Genomic DNA, 20785 nt, shown 5'->3' with positions numbered 1-20785 from the left:
CTTCCAATCGTGGGAGTGCCTTTTTTTGCTTTTCCAACACTTCAACAGGGATTTCGCCCATCTAGGAGTCACTAAACTTCTGTCAGTAGAAAATAATTCGGTAAGCCCGGTCGCCATGTTAATGGCGGCTTCTTCTACTAGAGGTAGGTTGGCTTGCAGCCTGGCAATATAGTACCCATTGCAATGACAATCCGAATTCTGACGGTTCTGTGGTATGATTAATTCTGAGGACAGAACATCCTGATCCTGCTGTTTATATGTAAGCGCTTATACAGATGACGGAAGGTGCAGACATGTTGAAAAGGTTGATACGAACCACTAATAATCTCAAATTAAAGCATAAATTGCTCATTTCCTATGTACTGGTTGTCATGATTCCGGTCCTGATTGTTGGTCTTGCTGTGACCAGTTATTTTCGCCAGCAAGCCCTGGACAATGCGATAGGACAGACGATCATCAATGTGGACAAGATCAAGAGCCAGACGGCAACCATGCTTCGTGTACCAACCGATATATCCAATCTTTTAATGTTTAATGCGGATCTTAAGGAGATCGTAAATAAACGGTACAAGAGCGTTGTGGAGTTAACCTCAGCGTATCTTGCATACAAAGACTTTCAGGAGTACAGGCGTTTGTACCGTGAGATAGCAGGCATTCGTTTTTACTCGACTAACCCAACATTGATCAACAACCTCGAATTCATCCCGGTAGACAAGCAGACGGAAGAGAGCTACTGGTACCAACAGGCACTGAAAACAACCAGCATCGGGTGGTTCTACATCCCAGACAAGGAAGATAATCCTGTACACAAGCTCAGCCTGGTGCGCAAAGTACCTTTTGCCGAGTATCGGACCGAGGGCGTGTTGATGATTGTGATCAATCAGGATGAGCTGAATGGATTATTGCGTCAGGAACAGTTTGAGACGATGATTACGGACGAGCAGGGGTATGTGGTTGCAGCCAAGAATACCGAACTGGTAGGAAAAACGCTGGACGAGCTTGATTTTGGCGTTGATCTGCAGAATCAGGCGAAAGGCACCATAGAGGGTGATTTCCGGGGGGAACCATCTAATATTGTTATTGATGAGCTGGGCCCTGGATCGAGTATGAACAGCCTGAAGGTGATTTCGGTTTTTGCCACCAAAAATATCGTCAAAGACGCCAACACGGTCAGCTTGATCGGCATGATTTTTATTATACTGGTGCTGGTGATCGCCCTACTATTCGTATATATCATCTCGTTCCTCACTTCCAATCGATTGCTCCGGCTGAGTAAACACCTCAACAAGCTTGCATTAGGAGACCTGAACGTGACTTCACGAATTGATGGAAACGATGAGATTGGGCAACTATCACGACAGTTCAACTATATGGTGAAAAGTATCAATGAACTCATGACGCAGGTGGTAGAAGCGACCGAACAGAACAATCAATTGGAAATCGCCCAAAAAGAGATTAAACTGAAAATGATGGCGAGCCAGATCAATCCACATTTCTTGTTTAATGCACTGGAGTCCATTCGGATGAAAGCGCATATTAAGGGAGAAGCAGAGATTGCTAACATCGTCAGGCTGTTGGGCAAGCTGATGCGCAAGAGTCTGGAGATTGGCAGTGGAAAAACAACCTTCCGGGCTGAACTTGAAATGGTACGTTCTTATTTGGAAATTCAGAAATTTCGTTACGGCGACCGCCTTGCATTCCAGATCCATATCGATCCCGAGGTGGAGAAGATGTACATTCCGCCTTTGATTATTCAACCTTTGGTTGAGAATGCGATTGTCCATGGTCTGGAGAACAAAGAGGGCACAGTCCGTGTTCATATAAGTATTCGTTTAGTAGAGAACATCGTGCAGATCCGTGTGGATGACAATGGTGCAGGTATAACGCCAGAACGACTGGCTGAGGTGATGCAGTTTATCTGTGGACCGGAGGAACAGGAGAAGAGTCGGATCGGCATGCGTAATGTACATCAACGCTTAACATTGACGTACGGCGAGCCATATGGAATACAGATTAAGAGTGTATATGGGGAAGGAACAGAGGTTTCTTTCACTTTGCCAGCAGGAGGGGACCAACATGTATAAAGTGTTTTTGGTGGATGACGAACCGAGCATACGTGAGGGACTGACAACCATTATTGAGTGGGAAAAATACGGATTCCAGGTCATCGCTACAGCTGCCAGCGGGCGTGAGGCCATCTCCCGGTTTGAGGAATTGGAGCCTGATCTGACGATTATTGATATTCGCATGCCCGGTATGACCGGGCTGGATGTGATTGAAGAAGTGCGCCGGAATCATCCGGATTCGCACTTTTTGATATTAAGTGGTTATGCAGATTTTGATTATGCCAAAAAAGCCATCAGTTTTGGTGTGGATGGTTATCTGCTCAAACCGGTGGATGAAGAAGAGATTATTGGTGAACTGGAGCGTATTGCTACAATCCTGACCCGTGAACGGGAGACAATGGCACGTCATGCTGGTGAAGATACCGTCTTTAGGGAGCATCAGATCGAGGCTTTGCTCTTTGACAGTCTGGAGGGTGCGGGTAGCATGGAAGAAGATAGCCTGGGGCTGCACTGGCCTCACTATCAGATTGTGCTGCTTGAGATGCATGTAACCCCTGATCTGCAACGGGGAAGTGTTATGAAACGCAAACTGATTGAAGCATTTGACCATAAAGACCGAGGCATTGTATTCTCGTTCCATTCTGGTCTGGGGCTGTTAAGTAAGGAAATAATCACATCCGAGTCATCAGCAAGAAATCTGTATGATGAGCTGGAAGGACTGCTAGGAGAATGGGAGGTTCACATGTACGGTGCTGCGGGAGAACCTGTACATTCCACTTCTGAAATTGCGCGGTCATACACGCAGGCGAATCGTTTACTCGGGGAACGCTTCTTGTTCACGGAGCAACGCATCATTCTGTGGACTGAAGGTAGCGAAGGCGAAGGCGTTGTTAGACCAGAAGTTGAAGCTGTGGACGGAGCACATGAGCCAGTTGAGGACGAACTCGCGGACAAACTGTATTATGCGTTAGACATCCGCAGTAGTGAGTCCGTTATGCGGGTGCTGGGTGAGATGGAAGAGCGCCTGGTTCCATATCACCGAACAGAGCAAGCGATCAAGACGGCGTTCTCACAGGTATTTTCCCTGGCGTTCAACAAACTTGCGGCGACGAATCAACATATGCACTCCATTATGCAGGAACATTCGGTTCTGATTAATGAAGTCTATCATCAATTTACGATGTCTGATCTCAAAGTCATGGCATCGGAACATTTGAATCGACTTATTCAACGTATGGGTGGGGGAAGCAAGGATACTGTATTGAAACAGATGATTGAATTTATCCAGCGTAACCCTGGCGAGAATCTCAAGCTTGAAGTACTAGCAGAAGTGTTTAACTATAACAGCAGTTACTTGGGTAAGTTGTTCAAGAATCATACTGGAGAGTATTTCAATGCATTTCTGGACAAGGTTCGTATGGAAAAGGCCAAGGAATTGCTGGACGAAGGACTGAAGGTTCATCAGGTCGCGGCGAGAGTGGGATATGCTAATGTGGACTACTTCCACGGCAAATTCAAGAAGTATGTAGGGGAGAGCCCTTCCGCTTACAAACAGGCCAGAACCCAATCATCAATTAAAGGAACGGCTACAGATATAAACGAGGAATAAGTACGGAGTGCTGGGCTTTGCCCCTGCCTATTGTGTAAAACGTTTTCGATACTCCTGAGAAATTTCCAGATTCATCATATTGTCCATGCACTTCCCATGATAAGCAATGGTCACCGAATGTTTCACATTTTAGACTGGATTTACAAGAATCCAGATGAAGGGATGGCTATACGATATGAATTTGTCTGATATAGGCGCTGTACGTCATACATTGAACTTAAATGGAACATGGCAGTTTTGTTTGGATCTGGAGTCCGATATACTCGTTGAACAAGAGATATTACCGCCTTCACAGTGTAAAAATACATCATGGGAGACCATTCAGATTCCCGGTTCATGGGAAGAGCAAGGATACGGAGATGAGCCTGAATACGAAAGGCTCGATACTTGGACCAAGGTACGCGAATTTGAAGGCTCAGCCTGGTATGCTCAGGATGTTCATGTTCCATCAGACGATCCTGGATGCCACTATGTATTCAGATTGGAAGGTGTCCGATGGACAACGTATCTCTGGATCAATGGACAGTATGCCGGGCAGCAGGATAGTCTGGTGAATCAACAGAAGTGGGATGTTACCTCTCTGGTGAAGCAGGGAGAAGTGAATCGTGTGGAGATCCGCGTGGACAATACGATGAAACTTCCGCTGGCGGGTAGCCATATTCATTCATTGCATACGGCCACAGCCTGGGGTGGCATCACGGGTGGTGTTTATCTGGACAGTCTGCCCCCATGCCGATTACAGACGTTACGTATTCAACCAGATGCTGAAACTGGAACTCTTCTGATTGATTGTACTGTAAGCGCTCCCGCAGATGATTCCGCTAGATCGATGCAATTACATGTGGATATCCAGCAACCGGACGGCACCTGGCTTGATCGATATAGTTGTAATGTGAATCTGAGTGATCCATCACATGTGGATATAAGCTCACCAGGTTTAACTGAAAGTAACGCTGTAATAACTCAGTGGCGATTGGAACTTGGAACAGAAAAGTCTATCGCAAGATGGTCGGATGAATCTCCTGAATTATACAAGGCTATGATCCGTCTCTATGACGGTGAACGGGAACTGGATCGGCTGGAGCAATCGTTTGGTGTACGTTCCTTTGCAACAAACGGGAAGCAGCTTGAACTGAATGGGATACCAGTATATTTGCGTGGATACGTCGATTGCTGTATCTTTCCACTGACGGGTTATCCCGTCTGGGACAAGGAGCATTATCTTCAGCAATTTCGAATCGCCAGATCGTATGGCTTCAATCATGTCCGACTGCATGGGTGGAGCGCGCCGGAGCCTTTCTGGGATGCTGCTGATGAAGCGGGCATGCTGGTGCAGGCTGAACTTCCCCATTGGTCTCGTTTCTTTGAGCAATCGGATCAGTCTGCGCCAGTTGAAGTATTGTCCTATCTGACACAAGAACTGGACGGGTTGCTTCAGTCGCTGCATAGACATCCTTCATTCGTCATGTTCTCCATGGGGAATGAACTTATTGGTCCGAATGGCCACCCAGAACTCAATGCATTGGTCTCAAGGGCAAGGGATATGGACCCGACCCGGTTATATACGGACAATACAGGTTTTGGACAGCTTCCGGCGCAAGGGCGGGAAGGTGATTATTATATTCAGTCGTTGAACTGGCATCCCCCGTTGGAATCCGCATATTCTGCTGTGCCGGATACCACGCTGGACTATCATGCAGTCACTCGGCTCGCGGAGCATCCCGTCATTGGGCACGAACATGCACAGTACACCATGTATGTGCGGCCCCAAGAGCGAGCGAAGTATACTGGCGTATTGCGTCCTAGCTGGTTACGACCGATCGAAGAATCGTTAACAAACAAAGGCATGATCGAGGATCTGGAGCATTTTCAACAGGTCAGTGGTACCCATCTGGTACGTTCCTTAAAAGAAGCCATGGAGCGGATTCGGCGAACACCGGACGCTGCGGGCGTACAACTTCTGGACATTCGCGATTTTCCAGGACAGGGACATGCTACGACGGGCATTCTGGATGTGTTTTGGGATGACAAAGGCATTACAACACCAGAAGAATTCATGTGTTTCAACGCAGATGTGGTGCTGTTGTTAAGCTGCAAAGAGCGTACATTTTACGCCGGAGAATCCATTCATGTCGATGTACGCATCTCTCACTACGGTAAGGAGCCGCTTGAGGACGCGGTCATTCAGTGGAGGTTAATAAGCAATGATGTGATACTTAATGAAGGGGAATGGAAGACCGGAAATATCCAATGTGGGTCTGTCATATCACTGGGAAGTATCGTCGCTACCGCTCCTCATGAAGGGGCAGCAGCTTTTCGGATCGAGGCGGAGCTGATATCAGGCGATTTGGAAAGAACTGTAGCGAATGTATGGCATGGCTGGTCGTTTCCTTTTTATCAGTCTCATCCGAGTTCGAATCGGTTCTGGAATACCGTGGCAGAGTTGAAGCCATTCCTAGGTGAAGCGCATGATGATTGCGTAGATCGCATCGATGGATTCCAGTTGTTGAAAAATCGGGAGATTGACTTGGTTATCGTTCAGTCGTTAACACCCAATGTCGTTGATTATGTGGTCAACGGGGGAAGTGTTTGGCTACAGCCAACCGCAGAAGGGTTATATGATTCAGTGGAGACCAAGTATCTGCCTGTATTCTGGAATTACCTGATGTTTGCTACGCAGCCTGGTGCAACGATGGGCATGTATCTGAGAGATCGGCTAGCACTACTAGGCACCTTCCCGCATGATGGGGCTTCGGACTGGCATTGGTATCACTTGGTGAACGGTACACCAGCGATATGTTTGGATACGTTGCCCGGGGTTGAGCCGCTGATCGAAGTGCTGGACCATTTCCATCGGGCCAAACGACTCGCTTATGCCTTTGAGGCAAAAGTAGGGAAGGGCAAGATTTTGGTATCCTCACTTCCGTTTGCCAATCTGGCTGTAATGAAGCGTCCGGAAGCCGCCTACTTATTTAAGGAGATACTTGCCTATCTGAATGGAGATCAATTCCGTCCAGCAACCTCCATATCCGTAGCGCAACTACTCGGCATCGTTAAACTGCAAACCATTCAATTTACATTGTAATCATAGGGACCCGAAAGGGTCCTTTTTGCATGACATGTAGTTGAAGTAAACGATTACTATAAAACGTTTTCGATATTTACCACTTCCAATAGTATTTTACCTTAATATTACTTTTATATCATTTAAAAGTATAATTTATCACTGATTTTAACGAATTAATGTCTGATTATATATGTCTATATCTAATTTTTATATGATTTTCTCTAAAATCCAGATGGTATTTTGAAAACGCTCTATCGAGTATGATTATTTTATAAAACAGAGGAGGGGGAACGGAGATGGAAACGCTAACAAAAAAATCCGCTTCCGCGAACAGAAGCAGTGACCCCAAACCGCCTTTAAAGAATCGGCGGAACGGAATTTGGGACAGAATGAAACAGCAGAAATATCTCTATCTCATGTCATTGCCATTCGTAGCTTGGGTTTTCGTATTTAACTATCTGCCACTATGGGGATGGACGATGGCTTTCCAAAATTATAAACCTGCCAGATCATTTGGTGATCAAGAGTGGGTTGGTTTTAAACACTTTGTAGAGCTGTTCAGTGATGATCGTTTCTATCTGGTACTTCGTAATACGCTTGCAATGAGCTTGATGGGACTAGTTGTCGGTTTTATCGTACCGATATTCTTCGCTATTCTCCTGAATGAAATGAGAGGCATGTTCTTCAAACGTGCCGTGCAAACGGTATCATATCTGCCTCACTTTGTATCCTGGGTTGTTGTAGCCGGGATCATTACGAAGATGCTCTCCACCGATGGAGGGATTATCAATGATCTATTGGTAGGACTGAACATTATCGATCAGCCAATCCAATTCATGGCCAAGGGGAACTTGTTCTGGTACATTGTAACCGCTTCAGATATGTGGAAGGAAACCGGTTGGAATGCCATCATCTATCTGGCGGCGATTACAGGTATCGACAATGAGTTGTATGAAGCTTCCCGTGTAGATGGAGCCAACCGCTGGAGACAGATGTGGCATATTACGCTGCCTGGCATACGGACCACGATTTCTGTACTTTTCATCATGTCGATTGGACATCTTATCAGTATCGGTTTCGAGAAGCAGTTCTTGCTTGGCAACAGTCTGGTCACAGACTACTCGGAAGTACTTGATCTATACGCGCTCAATTATGGTTTGAATATGGGACGATTCTCGTATGGTACAGCCATAGGTATATTCAACTCCGTTGTCAGTATCATCCTTCTGTTTACTGCGAACGGCTTGTTCAAAAAATTCACAAAAGAAAGCATCATGTAGGGAGGGGACGACATTATGGCGAACAAAGCATTCAATGCTACTCGGGGCGATAAACTGTTCGATATATTCAACATCCTCGCGATGACCATGGTGCTGGTTGTAACACTTTATCCATTCCTTAACGTACTAGCCATCTCACTCAATAACTCGACAGATACAGTACGTGGCGGAATTTACTTGTGGCCTCGCGAATTCACATTACAGAACTACAAAACGATTTTCCAATATGATGGATTGTTACAAGGTTTGCAGATCTCCATTCTGCGTACACTTGTAGGTACCGTGCTCGGATTGATCAGTTCATCCATGATCGCCTTTACACTGAGCAGACCTGATTTTGGACTTAGAAAATTTGTTTCCACAACGCTCGCGCTCACGATGTATTTCTCCGGTGGTCTGATTCCGGTGTACATTCTGATGCGTGACTTGAACCTGATCGGTACATTCTGGGTATATGTATTGCCTGGCATGATCAGTGCATTTAACGTGTTCATTATCCGTTCATTCATTGATGGCCTGCCATACTCATTGCAGGAATCCGCGAAGCTGGACGGAGCGAATGACTTTACAATCTATTACAGAATCATCTTGCCACTGTGTAAACCAGTGCTTGCTACCATCGCATTGTTCCTGGCTGTAGGTCAATGGAATGCGTGGTTCGATACGTACCTGTATAATGGTTCAAAGGCACATTTGACCACGCTCCAATATGAGCTGATGAAAGTATTGCAAAGTACACAGCAGGGCTCAGGTGCTGGACGAAATGCCAATGATATGGCGCAGCAAATGACACAGATTTCACCGGAATCGATCAAAATGGCGATTACGATCGTTGTAACGGTTCCAATCCTCATTGTATATCCATTCCTTCAGAAGTACTTTGTTGGTGGTATGACACTGGGCGCAGTAAAAGGTTAAACAATTGGGTACAGGCTGCCACATAGAGCGGCCGTACATCTACAAATGAAGCATCAGGATACCCGAAGCGCAGCCATGTGGTCTGCGCTTCACCGTATAGGGCTGCGGTGTGGTATTCATGAAGCTATAGACAGGGACAAAAAAGTCCCGGATAAGACAGACATATGAAACAGGGAGGATTACCATTATGGCAAGTTCCAAAATGAAGATTGCACTGGCACCAGTGCTTGCAATGTCTTTACTCGCAGGTTGCGGTGGAGGAAGCGGCAGTGATACGTCGTTCAAGGATACAAGCGCAGAGACAACTCCACTTACTTTTGATTTCTTCAGCGTTGACCCCAGTCCGAACTGGAATGGCATGAAGGATGAAGTAGGTAAAGTCCTTACGGAAAAAACAGGGATAACCCTTAACGGTGAATTTGCCGTTAGTGGTGGTCAAGATAAAATATCCTTAATGGCGGCGAGCGGAGACTATCCGGATATTGTCTCCCCCAAAGGAGAACTCAGCAAACTGGTGGATGCCGGAGCAATGCTCGATCTGACAGATCTGATCGACCAATATGCTCCCAATCTGAAGAAGCTGTATGGTAATTACATGGACCGGTTGAAATACAGTAATGAAGATCAGGCTATTTATGTGCTGCCAACGTATTATGCGGTAGACCAAAAGTACTTTGATGCAGGTGGTGGATTTGGCATTCAGCACCGTGTACTGAAAGAACTCGGATACCCGGAAGTACGTACACTTCAGGATTACGAGAATGTATTGAAGGCGTACAAAGAGAAACACCCAACGATTGATGGTCAGCCAACGATCCCGTTAACACTGGACGCGGATGATTGGAGAATCATGATTACTGTAACGAACCCTGCCTTCCAGGCAACAGGAGCTCCGGATGATGGTGAATACTATATCGATCCAGAGACGTATGAAGCAAGTCTGCATTACAAACGTCCAGAGGAAAAAGAGTACTTCCGCTGGTTGAACCATATGTACAACACTGGATTGCTGGATCAGGACAGCTTTATCCAGAAAACAGACCAATACAAATCCAAAATTGCAAGTGGACGTGTTCTGGGTGTCATTGACCAGGATTGGGGTTATTCCGATGCAGAAAATGCATTGAAATCCGCTGGTAAGACTGAAGCAACGTATTCACACTTCCCGGTAACCCTGTCCGAGGATATCAAGGATCATGCCTACCAAGACCCTGGTTTTGTATCCGGTTGGGGTGTAGGGATTACAACATCGAATCCTGACCCGGTTCGTACGATCAAATTTTTCGATTACCTGGCTTCTGAAGAAGGGCAAGTGCTGATGAACTGGGGAATTGAGGGCAAACAGTATGAAGTGAAGGACGGCAAACGTGTCATTCCTGCCGACATTCTGGATCAGAAAACCAATAATGCAGCTGTATTCCAGAAAGAAACGGGTATCGGTCTGTACACCAATATGTCTGGTCACTATGGAGACGGTGTGAAGGATTCAACGGATAACTACTACACTACGAATTTCCCTGAACAGATCGTGGCAGCATATTCCGATGCAGAGAAAGAAACACTCAAAGCTTACGGTGCTACGACGTGGAAAGATCTGTTCCCGAGTGAAGATGAGTTCCCAATCAAACCATGGGGAGCAGCATACAATCTGCCAACACCAGGTGATTCCAACTACAACGTCATCTTCAAGAAAACACAGGATATCATTCGGAAACGTATCCCGGAAGCCATTCTGAGTACTCCTGAACAGTTCGATGCGATCTATGACGGCATGATTGCAGAAGTGAACCAAGCAGGAGCAGAGGATATGGAGAAACAATATACAGAACTCGTTCAAAACCGTGTTCAATTGTGGAGCGGTGAAGAGGCTAAATAAACGATTAGCAATTCAGATCTAAAACGAAAAAGAACCCAGAATATTTGGGTTCTTTTTTTATCTAAAACGTTTTCTAAAAAACGTTTTCAATTTTATAAATTCACTATTGACAAGGGATATAGGAGCGATTATTATTCAATTATGAAAGCACTTACATTTGCTTGTACAACACGTGGCATACACCTGAATCTCAAAGTAAACATTTGCAGAATGAAGAGGAAATAAGGCAAGAAGAACATTTTTTTATTTTTAAGAAAACGCTTCTAATGTTATAAAAACAAGAAAATTACATTTGTTTCATCTGGTTACGGTATTTGCAGGTCAACCTGTTATACAAATATACAGCTTCATTAATATCCATAAGGGGGATTACACATGAAGGGCAAAACACCAAAAACATTCGCAATGCTTCTGTTAGCCAGTGCTCTTGCAATTACAGCAGGATGCAGCGGCAGTGGAGGAGGAACTAACGCTTCAGAGAAACCGGTTGATTCCGGAGATACAACCAGTCCAGTGACCTTTACATTCTTTGGTGCAGACGCGAGTCCGAACTGGAATAACATGAAGGATGCTGTCGGTCAAGAAATTACTAAGGCAACGGGAGTTACAATTGAAGCTGAGTATGATGTGAATAATGGCGGTGACCAAAAGATTCCTTTGATGGCTGCCAGTGGTGATTACCCTGATATTATCTATCCTAAAGGCAACTTGTCTAAGCTTGTGGATGCAGGCGCGATGCTGGACCTGACCGATCTAATTGAGGAGCATGCTCCCAACTTGAAAAAAATCTATGGTGATCAGATGAACCGTCTGAAATACAGTTTGGAAGATCAAGCCATTTACACGATCCCGACGAATATGGGTGTAGATAACGTTGAGTTTGACGCTAGGGGCGGATTCGAAATTCAACAAAGAGTATTGAAAGAGCTTGGCTACCCTGAAGTAAAAACGCTTGAGGACTACGAGAACGTACTGAGAACGTATTATGAAAAACATCCAACGATTGATGGTCAACCGACGATTCCGTTAACATTGAATGCAGATGACTGGAAAATTATGATTACGGTAACGAACCCTGCATTCCAAGCTACGGGTGGACCGGATGATGGTGAGTATTATATTAATCCTGAGACCTATGAAGCCGTTCTACACTACAAACGCCCTGAAGAAAAGGAATATTTCCGTTGGTTGAACAAAATGTACAATGAGGGTCTGCTTGACAAAGATACATTTGTTCAAAAGGATGACCAATACAAATCCAAAATTGCCAGTGGCCGTGTACTTGGTCTAATTGACCAAGAGTGGAACTATGGTGAGGCGGAGAATGCTTTGAAATCATCTAACGGTGGAGACAAAACATATGCCCACTTCTCCGTATCCCTGAACAAGGATATTGTGGATCATACGTTCCAACCGACAGGATTTGACGGTTATGGTATCGGAATCACAACTTCGGCCAAAGATCCGGTACGTATTATCAAATTCATGGATTGGCTTGCTTCCGATGAAGGTCAGGTCCTGAGAAACTGGGGCGTTGAAGGCCAACATTACCAAGTCGAGAATGGGAAACGCATCATTCCGGCTGACGTACAGGATCGCAAAACCAATGATAACTCTGCTTTTACCAAAGAATCAGGCGTAGGCATGTATAACATATTTAGCGCCAGATACGGTGATGGTGTGAAAGATGCCACGGATAACTACTATACAACGAACTTCCCTGAACAGATTCAAGCTGGTTACACTGCCGCTGAGAAGGAAACGTTGAAAGCCTATGGTATTACAACATGGAAAGATTTCTATCCTTCCGACGATGATCTGAAGCTGAAAGATTGGGGTGCAGCATACAACATGCCTGTACCATCTGACACGGATTACAACGTAACGTTCCAGAAAACACAGGATATTGTACGTAAACGTATTCCAGAAGCGATCCTTGCCAAACCTGAGAACTTCGACAGCGTATATGATAGTCTTCTGGCTGAACTCGATAAAGCGGGTGCAGTGGAGATGGAGAAACAATACACGGTTTGGATCAAAGAACGTGTAGCTCTTTGGACTGGAAAAGATGTGAAATAAGCTTGAAAACCAAGCATTAAAGTTAAGGATTTTCATAGCAAAAAAAGCCCTTGAGAAAGGGCTTTTTTTATTGTTGACGTGAGGAGATGGATAGCCTATAATCTATCATGTAAGCACTTTCAGTAAGCGGTTTATTCCATTTACGAAAACGTTTTACGTCCGTTAGAAGAAGAATCTTTCTTTTGGCAGAATCGAAACGTCAGCTTCAGTAAATACGTCGGAATGAACGATACCGAAAGCGCATTCAAAAAAGTGGTATCCTCAGGCATAAAGCCTGTTATACAGATAAAACCTTCATAAATAATAGGGGGAACTAGACAATGAGAGGCAAAATGAAAGGCAATACACCCAAGACGTTTGCAATGTTGATGCTCGCAAGTGCAATGTTGGTTACAGCTGGTTGTGGGAATTCGGGAACCAAAGAGACTTCGGAGTCCAGCGGAACCGAACCGATCACAGTTACATTCTTCGGGGCGGATGCTAGTCCGACCTGGAACAAGATGCAAGATGCTGTTGGTAAAAAGATTACGGAGCAAACAGGCGTTACCATTGAAGCAGAGTATGATGTAAACGATGGTGGTAACCAGAAGATTGCACTAATGGCTGCCAGTGGTGACTTTCCTGATATGATCTACCCTAAAGGTAACTTATCTAAGCTTGTGGATGCAGGCGCGATGCTGGATCTCACGGATCTGATTGAGGAGCATGCTCCCAATCTGAAAAAAATCTATGGGGAACAGATGAACCGTTTGAAATACAGTTTGGAAGATCAAGCGATCTATACCATTCCAACCAATATGGGTGTTGATAATGTTACGTTTGACGCTACAGGTGGATTTGAAATTCAGCAAAGAGTATTGAAAGAGCTTGGATACCCTGAAGTGAAGACACTTGAGGATTACGAAAATGTACTCAGAGCTTATTATGAAAAACATCCAACCATTGATGGTCAACCAACCATTCCATTAACATTGAATGCAGATGATTGGAAAATCATGATCACGGTAACGAATCCGGCTTTCCAGGCAACAGGTGCACCGGATGATGGTGAATATTACATTGATCCTGAAACGTATGAAGCAAAATTGCACTACAAACGTCCAGAGGAAAGAGAATATTTCCGCTGGTTGAATAAAATGTACAATGAAGGCCTACTGGACAAAGATGCCTTTGTTCAAAAGGATGACCAATACAAGTCCAAAATTGCCAGCGGCCGTGTCCTCGGTCTGATTGACCAAGAGTGGAACTATCAAGAAGCAGAGAACGCGCTTAAATCATCGGGTAAGGATGATGCCACATACGCTCACTTCTCTGTATCACTTAACGATGAGATTGTGGATCACACGTTCCAACCAGCCGGATTTGACGGTTATGGCATCGGGATTACAACTTCGGCCAAAGATCCAGTGCGTATCATCAAATTCATGGATTGGCTTGCTTCCGATGAAGGACAAGTTCTGAGAAACTGGGGTATCGAAGGTGAACATTACAACGTAGAAGATGGTAAACGCGTGATTCCAGAAGACGTTCAAGACCGCAAAACGAATGACAACTCCAATTTCAGTAAGGAAACAGGAATTGGGATGTATAACATATTTAGCGCAAGATACGGTGATGGTGTAAAAGATTCTACGGATAACTACTACACAACAAACTTCCCTGAGCAGATTGTAGCTGGTTACACGGCTGCAGAGAAAGAAACGCTGAAAGCTTATGGTATCACGACTTGGAAAGAGTTCTATCCGGCTGAAGAAGATCTGCCAGTTAAGGATTGGGGCGCAGCGTATAACATGTCCGTACCTTCCGGTACAGACTATGAGGTAACGTTCCAGAAAACGCAGGATATCATCCGTAAACGGATTCCGGAAGCTGTTCTGACTACACCAGCAAACTTTGATGCAACCTATGATGCTTTACTGGCTGATTTGGACAAAGCGGGTGCAGTTGAAATGGAGAAACAATTTACGGTTTGGGTTAAGGAACGTGTCTCTCTGTGGACAGGAAAAGACGTAAAATAATATGGATTGTCTGCGATCCATGGTTACACAAGGAAAGGGCCCTATATGGGGCCTTTTTTTGTGGAATGATGTGATGATTTGCATTGACGCAAATTTTGAAATCACATATAATTTTATTATTGTAAGCACTTACCGAAAACGTTTTATGACATAAGAAATATACTGCTTATTTAGGAACAGGAGCTAAACATGTCCCAACACAATAACGAACCTAAAATCAATCGTCTATGGTATCAACAACCGGCAAAACGCTGGGAAGAAGCATTGCCCATCGGAAACGGCCGTCTTGGAGGCATGGTGTACGGAGGCGCAGCAGATGAACGAATTCAGCTCAATGAAGATACATTATGGTCAGGGTTTCCACGGGATACGATTCAATACAGCAGTCAGCGGTATTTGAAACAGACGCGAGAGTTGATCATGTCTGGGCAGTATGGTGAAGCTGAGGATTTATTGAACCGTGAAATGCTTGGTCGTGATGTAGAGGCCTACCAGCCGATGGGTCATTTTCTATTGCACCATGAGGGTCTGGATGATCTTTCATATGATGCATTTGAACGGGAGCTTGATCTGGAATCAGGTATTGCAACCACAACCTACTCATTGGAAGGAACTCAATACGTACGTGAAGTGTATTCCAGTGCTACGGATGATCTAATGGTCTGCACATTAACTGCTGATCAGAAGGGCGCTGTGAGTGTAAGTATTACGCTAGACAGTCCCCATCCTTATCGCGTTGAGACTTCGGGAGATGCTCTAACCATGTTCAGTCGGTGCCCAAGTCATGTGGAGTCCAATTACTTCAGAGATCACCCGGAATCCGTTCTCTATGAAGAGGATCGGGGGACGGCTTATGCTGTTCGTGTAGCGTTTACGGCATCTGGCGATCAGGTGAAGGTCTCCAATCTGGAAGGCAAGTTACATATTCAGGGTGCTGATCAGGTTGTGTTTTATCTGGCAGCGGCTACCTCCTTTGAGAGTTACGATGTGTTACCTGTTAAGGATCATCTTGTATTGGAAGAGGAATGCAAGGAGATGATCTCCAAAGCGACCACACATGGCGCGGAAGCGCTTCGTGGCCGACATGTTCAAGATCATAGCGCGTTGTTTAACAGAGTCTCTATTGATTTAGGGGTATCGGCTAACGGCGAATTACCTACAGATGAGCGGCTGCAGGCTTATCAGACAGGGCAACAAGACCCTGGACTGGAGGCACTTTATTTTCAATATGGAAGATATCTGTTAATGGCTAGTTCGCGTCCGGGCAGCCAGCCTGCCAATCTGCAGGGAATCTGGAATCATCAGGTAGAGCCGCCATGGCACAGTGACTACACGATCAACATCAACACGGAGATGAATTACTGGCCAGCGGAAGTCTGCAATCTCAGTGAATGTCATGAGCCGCTGTTTGATATGCTGACCGATCTCAGTGATACAGGACGAAGAACGGCGCGGATTCTGTATGGAGCCCGTGGATGGACTGCCCATCATAACGTGGATATCTGGAGAACCTCTACACCGACAGGTGGAGATGCAAGCTGGGCTTTCTGGCCGATGGGTGGCGTGTGGCTGACCTCGCATCTATGGGAGCATTACCAATTTACCGGGGATCAGCGTTTTCTTGAGGAACGTGCGTATCCCATCATGAAAGAGGCGGCGCTGTTCTGTCTCGATTGGCTGGTGGAAGGGCCCGATGGTTATCTGGTTACGATTCCATCCACTTCACCAGAGAATAAGTTTCTCACAGATGCTGGGGAGGCACGCAGTATATCCATGGCTTCAACGATGGATATGACGTTAAGTCGTGAACTGTTCAGCCGCTGTATTGAGGCCGCGAAGCAACTAAATATAGATGAGTCGTTGGCAAGCGAGTGGAGTGAGGCTCTGGAGAAACTCTATCCATTCCGAATTGGAAGCGAAGGACAATTGCTGGAGTGGTTTAAGGATTTTGCCGAATCCGAGCCAGGGCATCGTCACGTCTCCCATCTGTATGGACTGTATCCGGGAGAGCAGATCAATCGAGTACACACACCGGAATTGGTAGAAGCAGCACGGGTATCACTTGAACGTCGTATCTCACAAGGTGGCGGGCATACAGGATGGAGCTGTGCATGGTTGATCAATCTGTATGCACGACTACTGGATAGCAGCCAGGCACATCAGTTTGTGCGCACGTTGCTGGCCCGGTCCACACATCCGAATCTGTTTGATGACCATCCGCCGTTCCAGATCGATGGTAACTTTGGAGGCACGGCTGGCATGGCCGAGATGTTGTTGCAGAGCCACTTGAACGAGTTACATTTACTTCCGGCATTGCCTGACCTCTGGACTCAAGGTCGTGTTGAAGGGCTTCGTGCAAGAGGTGGTTATACGGTAGCAATAACGTGGACGGACAACAAGCTTGTGTCAGCGGTTATTAAGGCAGATCGAAATGAGTCGTTGACCCTTCGCAGTGCTTATCCGCTGCGAGTGGAAGGACATGAACAAGCCAAGGCAGAGCTTACGCCTCAGGGCGATTATGTAATTATTTTAACCATGACCGCAGGACAGACGATCCGCGTGTCATCATGAGACGGAGGAGTAAACCATGACGATTTTTAAATTTCCGCAAGATTTTCGCTGGGGTACAGCAACAGCTTCCTATCAAATAGAAGGAGCGGCACAGGAAGGTGGACGCGGGGTATCCATCTGGGATACGTTTGCGCGCACACCTGGCAAGGTATATAACGGAGACAATGGGGATGTCGCATGTGACAGTTACCACCGTTACGAGGAAGACATCGAACTGATGAAGAAACTCGGGATTAATACGTACCGGTTCTCCATTGCGTGGCCGCGCATTATTCCTGACGGAGATGGAGAGATCAATCGGGAAGGACTGGACTTCTACCACCGCTTCGTGGATGCATTGATCGAGGCTGGAATTGAACCGTTCCTCACACTGTATCACTGGGATCTTCCGCAAACGCTGGAGGATGACGGGGGCTGGGGTAACCGCAGAACTGTGGATGCTTTTGTGAAATATGCCGAAGTGATCTTCAAAGAATTCTCTGGCAAAATCAACTTCTGGCTGACATTCAACGAACCATGGTGTATCGCGTTCCTGTCGAACCTTCTCGGGATTCATGCGCCAGGAAACAAAGACCTGCAAACTTCAATCAATGTTGCTCATGGATTGCTGGTTGCTCATGGTAAAGCTGTTCAATCTTTCCGTCGCTTGGGAACAACCGGTCAGATTGGTATTGCTCCGAACGTGTGCTGGGCTGAGCCGTACAGCAAATCCCCCGAGGACCAAGCTGCGTGTGACCGATCAATTGCGCTTAATACCGATTGGTTCCTTGATCCAATCTACAAAGGTTCATATCCGCAGTTTATGGTGGATTGGTTCGCAGAAGCGGGGGCTACTGTGCCAATTCAGGAAGGCGATATGGAGATTATCTCGCAACCGATCGATCTGCTCGGCATTAACTATTACACGATGGGCATCAATCGCTTCAATCCGGAGGCAGGTGCTCTGCAATCGGAAGAAGTTGATATGGGCCTCACCAAAACTGATATTGGCTGGCCTGTGGAATCACGTGGTTTGTATGAATTTATGCATTACTTGCAAAAGTACGGCAATGTGGATGTATATATCACAGAGAATGGTGCCTGCATCAATGATGACCTGGAGAACGGGAAGATTAACGATGATCGCCGGATTTCATATTATGAGCAGCATTTGGCCCAAATTCACCGCATCATTAATGACGGGATTAACCTGAAAGGGTACATGGCATGGTCACTGATGGATAATTTCGAGTGGGCAGAAGGCTACCGAATGCGTTTTGGTCTTGTTCATATGGACTATCGTTCACTCGTGAGAACACCGAAGGAGAGTTATTACTGGTATCAGAGCGTCATCAAGAATAATTGGTTGGAGACACGGAACGAACATAATCCCCAATAGTTTGGGTGGCAGGTTTTAAGGGTAGAGCAGGTCCACATTATATATGGTTCCCTTATTAAAGCTGAGAACGACGGTAACATTGGAGTATTCCAATGTGCCGTCTTTTTTTTTTGTTTTTACCGTTGGAAATGAGTAGTTCATAAAGGTTTCATAAGGTCAAGTGCAGTTCCTGTTATGAAGAGACGTTTTTTGGGTTATAAGAAGTATGAAAGAATTTAATAATGTTTTGTCAATGGTCGAAATGAAAATAAAGTGTCCAAATTGCGAATAAAATTTGAACATTTGTTGACTAAAAATCATACTGATGTGGTATATTGGTATAAGGAAAGCACTTACAAAAAGGGAAAAGGAAGTGTTTACTATGGCATCGAAGACAGCAATGGTCAGCCAATTGGAGCGCAAAGACAAAAATATGCGGCGCGCCGTCTTGACGATGACAGTTCTGGCATGGGTCGCACTCATTACGGGAGTGATCATGTGTCTGATCAATCTGAACGAATTTAATGATCGTAATCTTGGCTTGATGGTTGGTATTGGATTCCTTGTAGGTAGTGTGTTTATTTACGTTATTGCCAAAGCGATTGGCCTTGTTCATACACGCCGGGAAGACGAAGGCGCCGATTGATTATAATCCTGCGTTAATTCGTTCATAATAAGACTGGATAAGTTCCCGGAATCCAGTCAATAAAGCCCTTTGCGGATTCGTTGACACTGTTCAACGGGACTGCAAAGGGTTTTATTTTGTGACTTGATGTGTAAAGATTACGAAGTACAAATATCAAGCATGCAAGCGATTTGTGAGAAAAAATTCACACATTTAAGGTGTAAAATCGACAAATTTGTTAACAAGAACAAAAAAGTTGTTCATTTCTGATATCTTTAGTAGGAAGAGAGTAGTATACTGATTTTTCAGTATGAGCGAATTTAAGGAGAGGGGATCAAAATGAACAAGAAACCTAGGTCGCTAATCCGGATTATCATTCCGGTTGTCCTGACGTTGGTTACAATTGCATTGATTGTCTGGCCAATGCTGGCAGGCGGACAGTACGTTGTTCTGGATCCGAAGGGGCCAATTGGCGCTTCGCAGAGAGATTTGATTGTCATCTCGACAATTTTGTGTGCTGTCATTATTGTGCCAGTACTCATTTTGGCTGCCGTAATCGTATGGCGTTACCGTGAGAAACCGGACAACAAAGCAGCATATGAACCTAACTGGGCTCATAGCACCAAAGCGGAGGTTGTATGGTGGACCATTCCAATTATTATTATTGGAATACTTGCAATTGTAACGATTCGTTACACGTATGTTCTGGAACCTTCGAAGCCGTTGGCTCACGAGAAAGCACCAATTACCATCCAAGTGTCTTCACTGGACTGGAAATGGCTGTTTATGTATCCAGAACAAGGAATTGCAACGGTTAATACGTTGAATATTCCGGCAGACCGGCCCGTGAAATTTGAACTCACTGCGGATTCACCGATGAACTCATTCTGGATTCCGCAACTTGGAGGACAGATTTATACGATGTCGGGTATGGCGATGACCTTGTATCTGCAGGCAGATCATGAAGGCAAGTACTGGGGTTCAGGCGCTAACTTCACAGGTGAGCATTTTGGAGAAATGCGTTTTGATGTGAATGCTACATCGGACGAAGATTTTGACAATTGGGTAGCTGAAGTGAAACAGAGTTCTCAGGCGTTGACTACAGAAGGTTACAAAGCACTGGCTGAGCCAGGCACAAGCAACGTTGCTTATTATTCTGCCTTCCCAGAAGGATTGTTCCAAAATATTGTGACCAAGTATGTAGTAGATGGTCAAAGTGCTCACAGTAAGCATGGAACTTCAAAAGAAGCTTCTGGAGCCATTCAAAATGCAACTGATACGTCCAATCAAGACGAGGACGAGAGTGCTAACTAAAGATT

Annotated in this window: 12 protein-coding genes; all 12 read left to right on the top strand. The window is 45.4% G+C overall.

The features are described from left to right. Positions 1 to 293 precede the first annotated feature (293 nt). The 12 genes from MKY95_RS28615 to cyoA all read left to right on the top strand — a co-directional run bounded on the left by MKY95_RS28615 (position 294) and on the right by cyoA (position 20780). On the top strand, positions 294 to 2084 hold the full coding sequence (locus MKY95_RS28615) for a histidine kinase (protein ID WP_076328874.1): 1791 nt from the start codon (positions 294 to 296) through the stop codon (positions 2082 to 2084). Beyond that, on the top strand, positions 2077 to 3675 hold the full coding sequence (locus tag MKY95_RS28610) for a response regulator transcription factor (protein WP_036606887.1): 1599 nt from the start codon (positions 2077 to 2079) through the stop codon (positions 3673 to 3675). Before MKY95_RS28615 ends, MKY95_RS28610 begins: the two co-directional genes overlap by 8 nt. Positions 3676 to 3850: 175 nt before the next feature. Further along, positions 3851 to 6760 (top strand): glycoside hydrolase family 2, encoded by a 2910-nt coding sequence (locus tag MKY95_RS28605; RefSeq protein WP_036606889.1) that lies wholly within the window; start codon positions 3851 to 3853, stop codon positions 6758 to 6760. Between the two features lie 278 nt (positions 6761 to 7038). Further along, positions 7039 to 8022, top strand: coding sequence for a sugar ABC transporter permease (locus MKY95_RS28600; protein ID WP_036606891.1), 984 nt, complete (start codon positions 7039 to 7041; stop codon positions 8020 to 8022). Positions 8023 to 8037: 15 nt separating this feature from the next. After that, positions 8038 to 8940, top strand: a complete 903-nt coding sequence (locus MKY95_RS28595; protein ID WP_036606894.1) for a carbohydrate ABC transporter permease — start codon at positions 8038 to 8040, stop codon at positions 8938 to 8940. Positions 8941 to 9127: 187 nt separating this feature from the next. Next, positions 9128 to 10816 carry an ABC transporter substrate-binding protein gene (locus MKY95_RS28590; protein WP_036606896.1) on the top strand — a complete coding sequence of 563 codons (1689 nt, stop codon included), beginning with the start codon at positions 9128 to 9130 and terminating at the stop codon, positions 10814 to 10816. Positions 10817 to 11191: 375 nt separating this feature from the next. Continuing rightward, complete coding sequence (locus tag MKY95_RS28585) at positions 11192 to 12895, top strand: ABC transporter substrate-binding protein (RefSeq protein WP_036606898.1); 1704 nt, start codon at positions 11192 to 11194, stop codon at positions 12893 to 12895. A 332-nt stretch (positions 12896 to 13227) separates the two neighbouring features. Further along, positions 13228 to 14913 (top strand): ABC transporter substrate-binding protein, encoded by a 1686-nt coding sequence (locus MKY95_RS28580; RefSeq protein WP_036607083.1) that lies wholly within the window; start codon positions 13228 to 13230, stop codon positions 14911 to 14913. Positions 14914 to 15102: 189 nt separating this feature from the next. Then, complete coding sequence (locus MKY95_RS28575) at positions 15103 to 17484, top strand: glycoside hydrolase N-terminal domain-containing protein (RefSeq protein ID WP_339195598.1); 2382 nt, start codon at positions 15103 to 15105, stop codon at positions 17482 to 17484. A 16-nt stretch (positions 17485 to 17500) separates the two neighbouring features. Beyond that, positions 17501 to 18862 (top strand): GH1 family beta-glucosidase, encoded by a 1362-nt coding sequence (locus MKY95_RS28570; RefSeq protein WP_036606902.1) that lies wholly within the window; start codon positions 17501 to 17503, stop codon positions 18860 to 18862. Between the two features lie 361 nt (positions 18863 to 19223). Continuing rightward, the gene (locus tag MKY95_RS28565) at positions 19224 to 19487 is read left to right on the top strand and encodes a hypothetical protein (RefSeq protein WP_036606904.1); all 264 of its coding nucleotides are present in this window, start codon (positions 19224 to 19226) and stop codon (positions 19485 to 19487) included. A gap of 318 nt (positions 19488 to 19805) precedes the next feature. Next, a complete protein-coding gene (gene cyoA / locus MKY95_RS28560) occupies positions 19806 to 20780 on the top strand; it encodes a ubiquinol oxidase subunit II (protein ID WP_076253565.1) in 975 nt (324 codons plus the stop codon). Positions 20781 to 20785 lie beyond the last annotated feature (5 nt).

Origin of the sequence: Paenibacillus sp. FSL P4-0176 (genome assembly GCF_037975265.1) — a bacterium.
GTDB classification, from domain to species: Bacteria; Bacillota; Bacilli; order Paenibacillales; family Paenibacillaceae; genus Paenibacillus; species Paenibacillus amylolyticus.
This window is presented reverse-complemented; position numbering and strand designations above follow the sequence as displayed.

Coding starts and splice junctions, on each gene's coding strand:
- MKY95_RS28590 (WP_036606896.1), top strand. CDS start 9,128: ATGGCAAGTTCCAAAATGAAGATTGCACTGGCACCAGTGCTTGCAATG.
- MKY95_RS28600 (WP_036606891.1), top strand. CDS start 7,039: ATGGAAACGCTAACAAAAAAATCCGCTTCCGCGAACAGAAGCAGTGAC.
- MKY95_RS28570 (WP_036606902.1), top strand. CDS start 17,501: ATGACGATTTTTAAATTTCCGCAAGATTTTCGCTGGGGTACAGCAACA.
- cyoA (WP_076253565.1), top strand. CDS start 19,806: ATGAACAAGAAACCTAGGTCGCTAATCCGGATTATCATTCCGGTTGTC.
- MKY95_RS28610 (WP_036606887.1), top strand. CDS start 2,077: ATGTATAAAGTGTTTTTGGTGGATGACGAACCGAGCATACGTGAGGGA.
- MKY95_RS28585 (WP_036606898.1), top strand. CDS start 11,192: ATGAAGGGCAAAACACCAAAAACATTCGCAATGCTTCTGTTAGCCAGT.
- MKY95_RS28575 (WP_339195598.1), top strand. CDS start 15,103: ATGTCCCAACACAATAACGAACCTAAAATCAATCGTCTATGGTATCAA.
- MKY95_RS28615 (WP_076328874.1), top strand. CDS start 294: ATGTTGAAAAGGTTGATACGAACCACTAATAATCTCAAATTAAAGCAT.
- MKY95_RS28580 (WP_036607083.1), top strand. CDS start 13,228: ATGAAAGGCAATACACCCAAGACGTTTGCAATGTTGATGCTCGCAAGT.
- MKY95_RS28595 (WP_036606894.1), top strand. CDS start 8,038: ATGGCGAACAAAGCATTCAATGCTACTCGGGGCGATAAACTGTTCGAT.
- MKY95_RS28605 (WP_036606889.1), top strand. CDS start 3,851: ATGAATTTGTCTGATATAGGCGCTGTACGTCATACATTGAACTTAAAT.
- MKY95_RS28565 (WP_036606904.1), top strand. CDS start 19,224: ATGGCATCGAAGACAGCAATGGTCAGCCAATTGGAGCGCAAAGACAAA.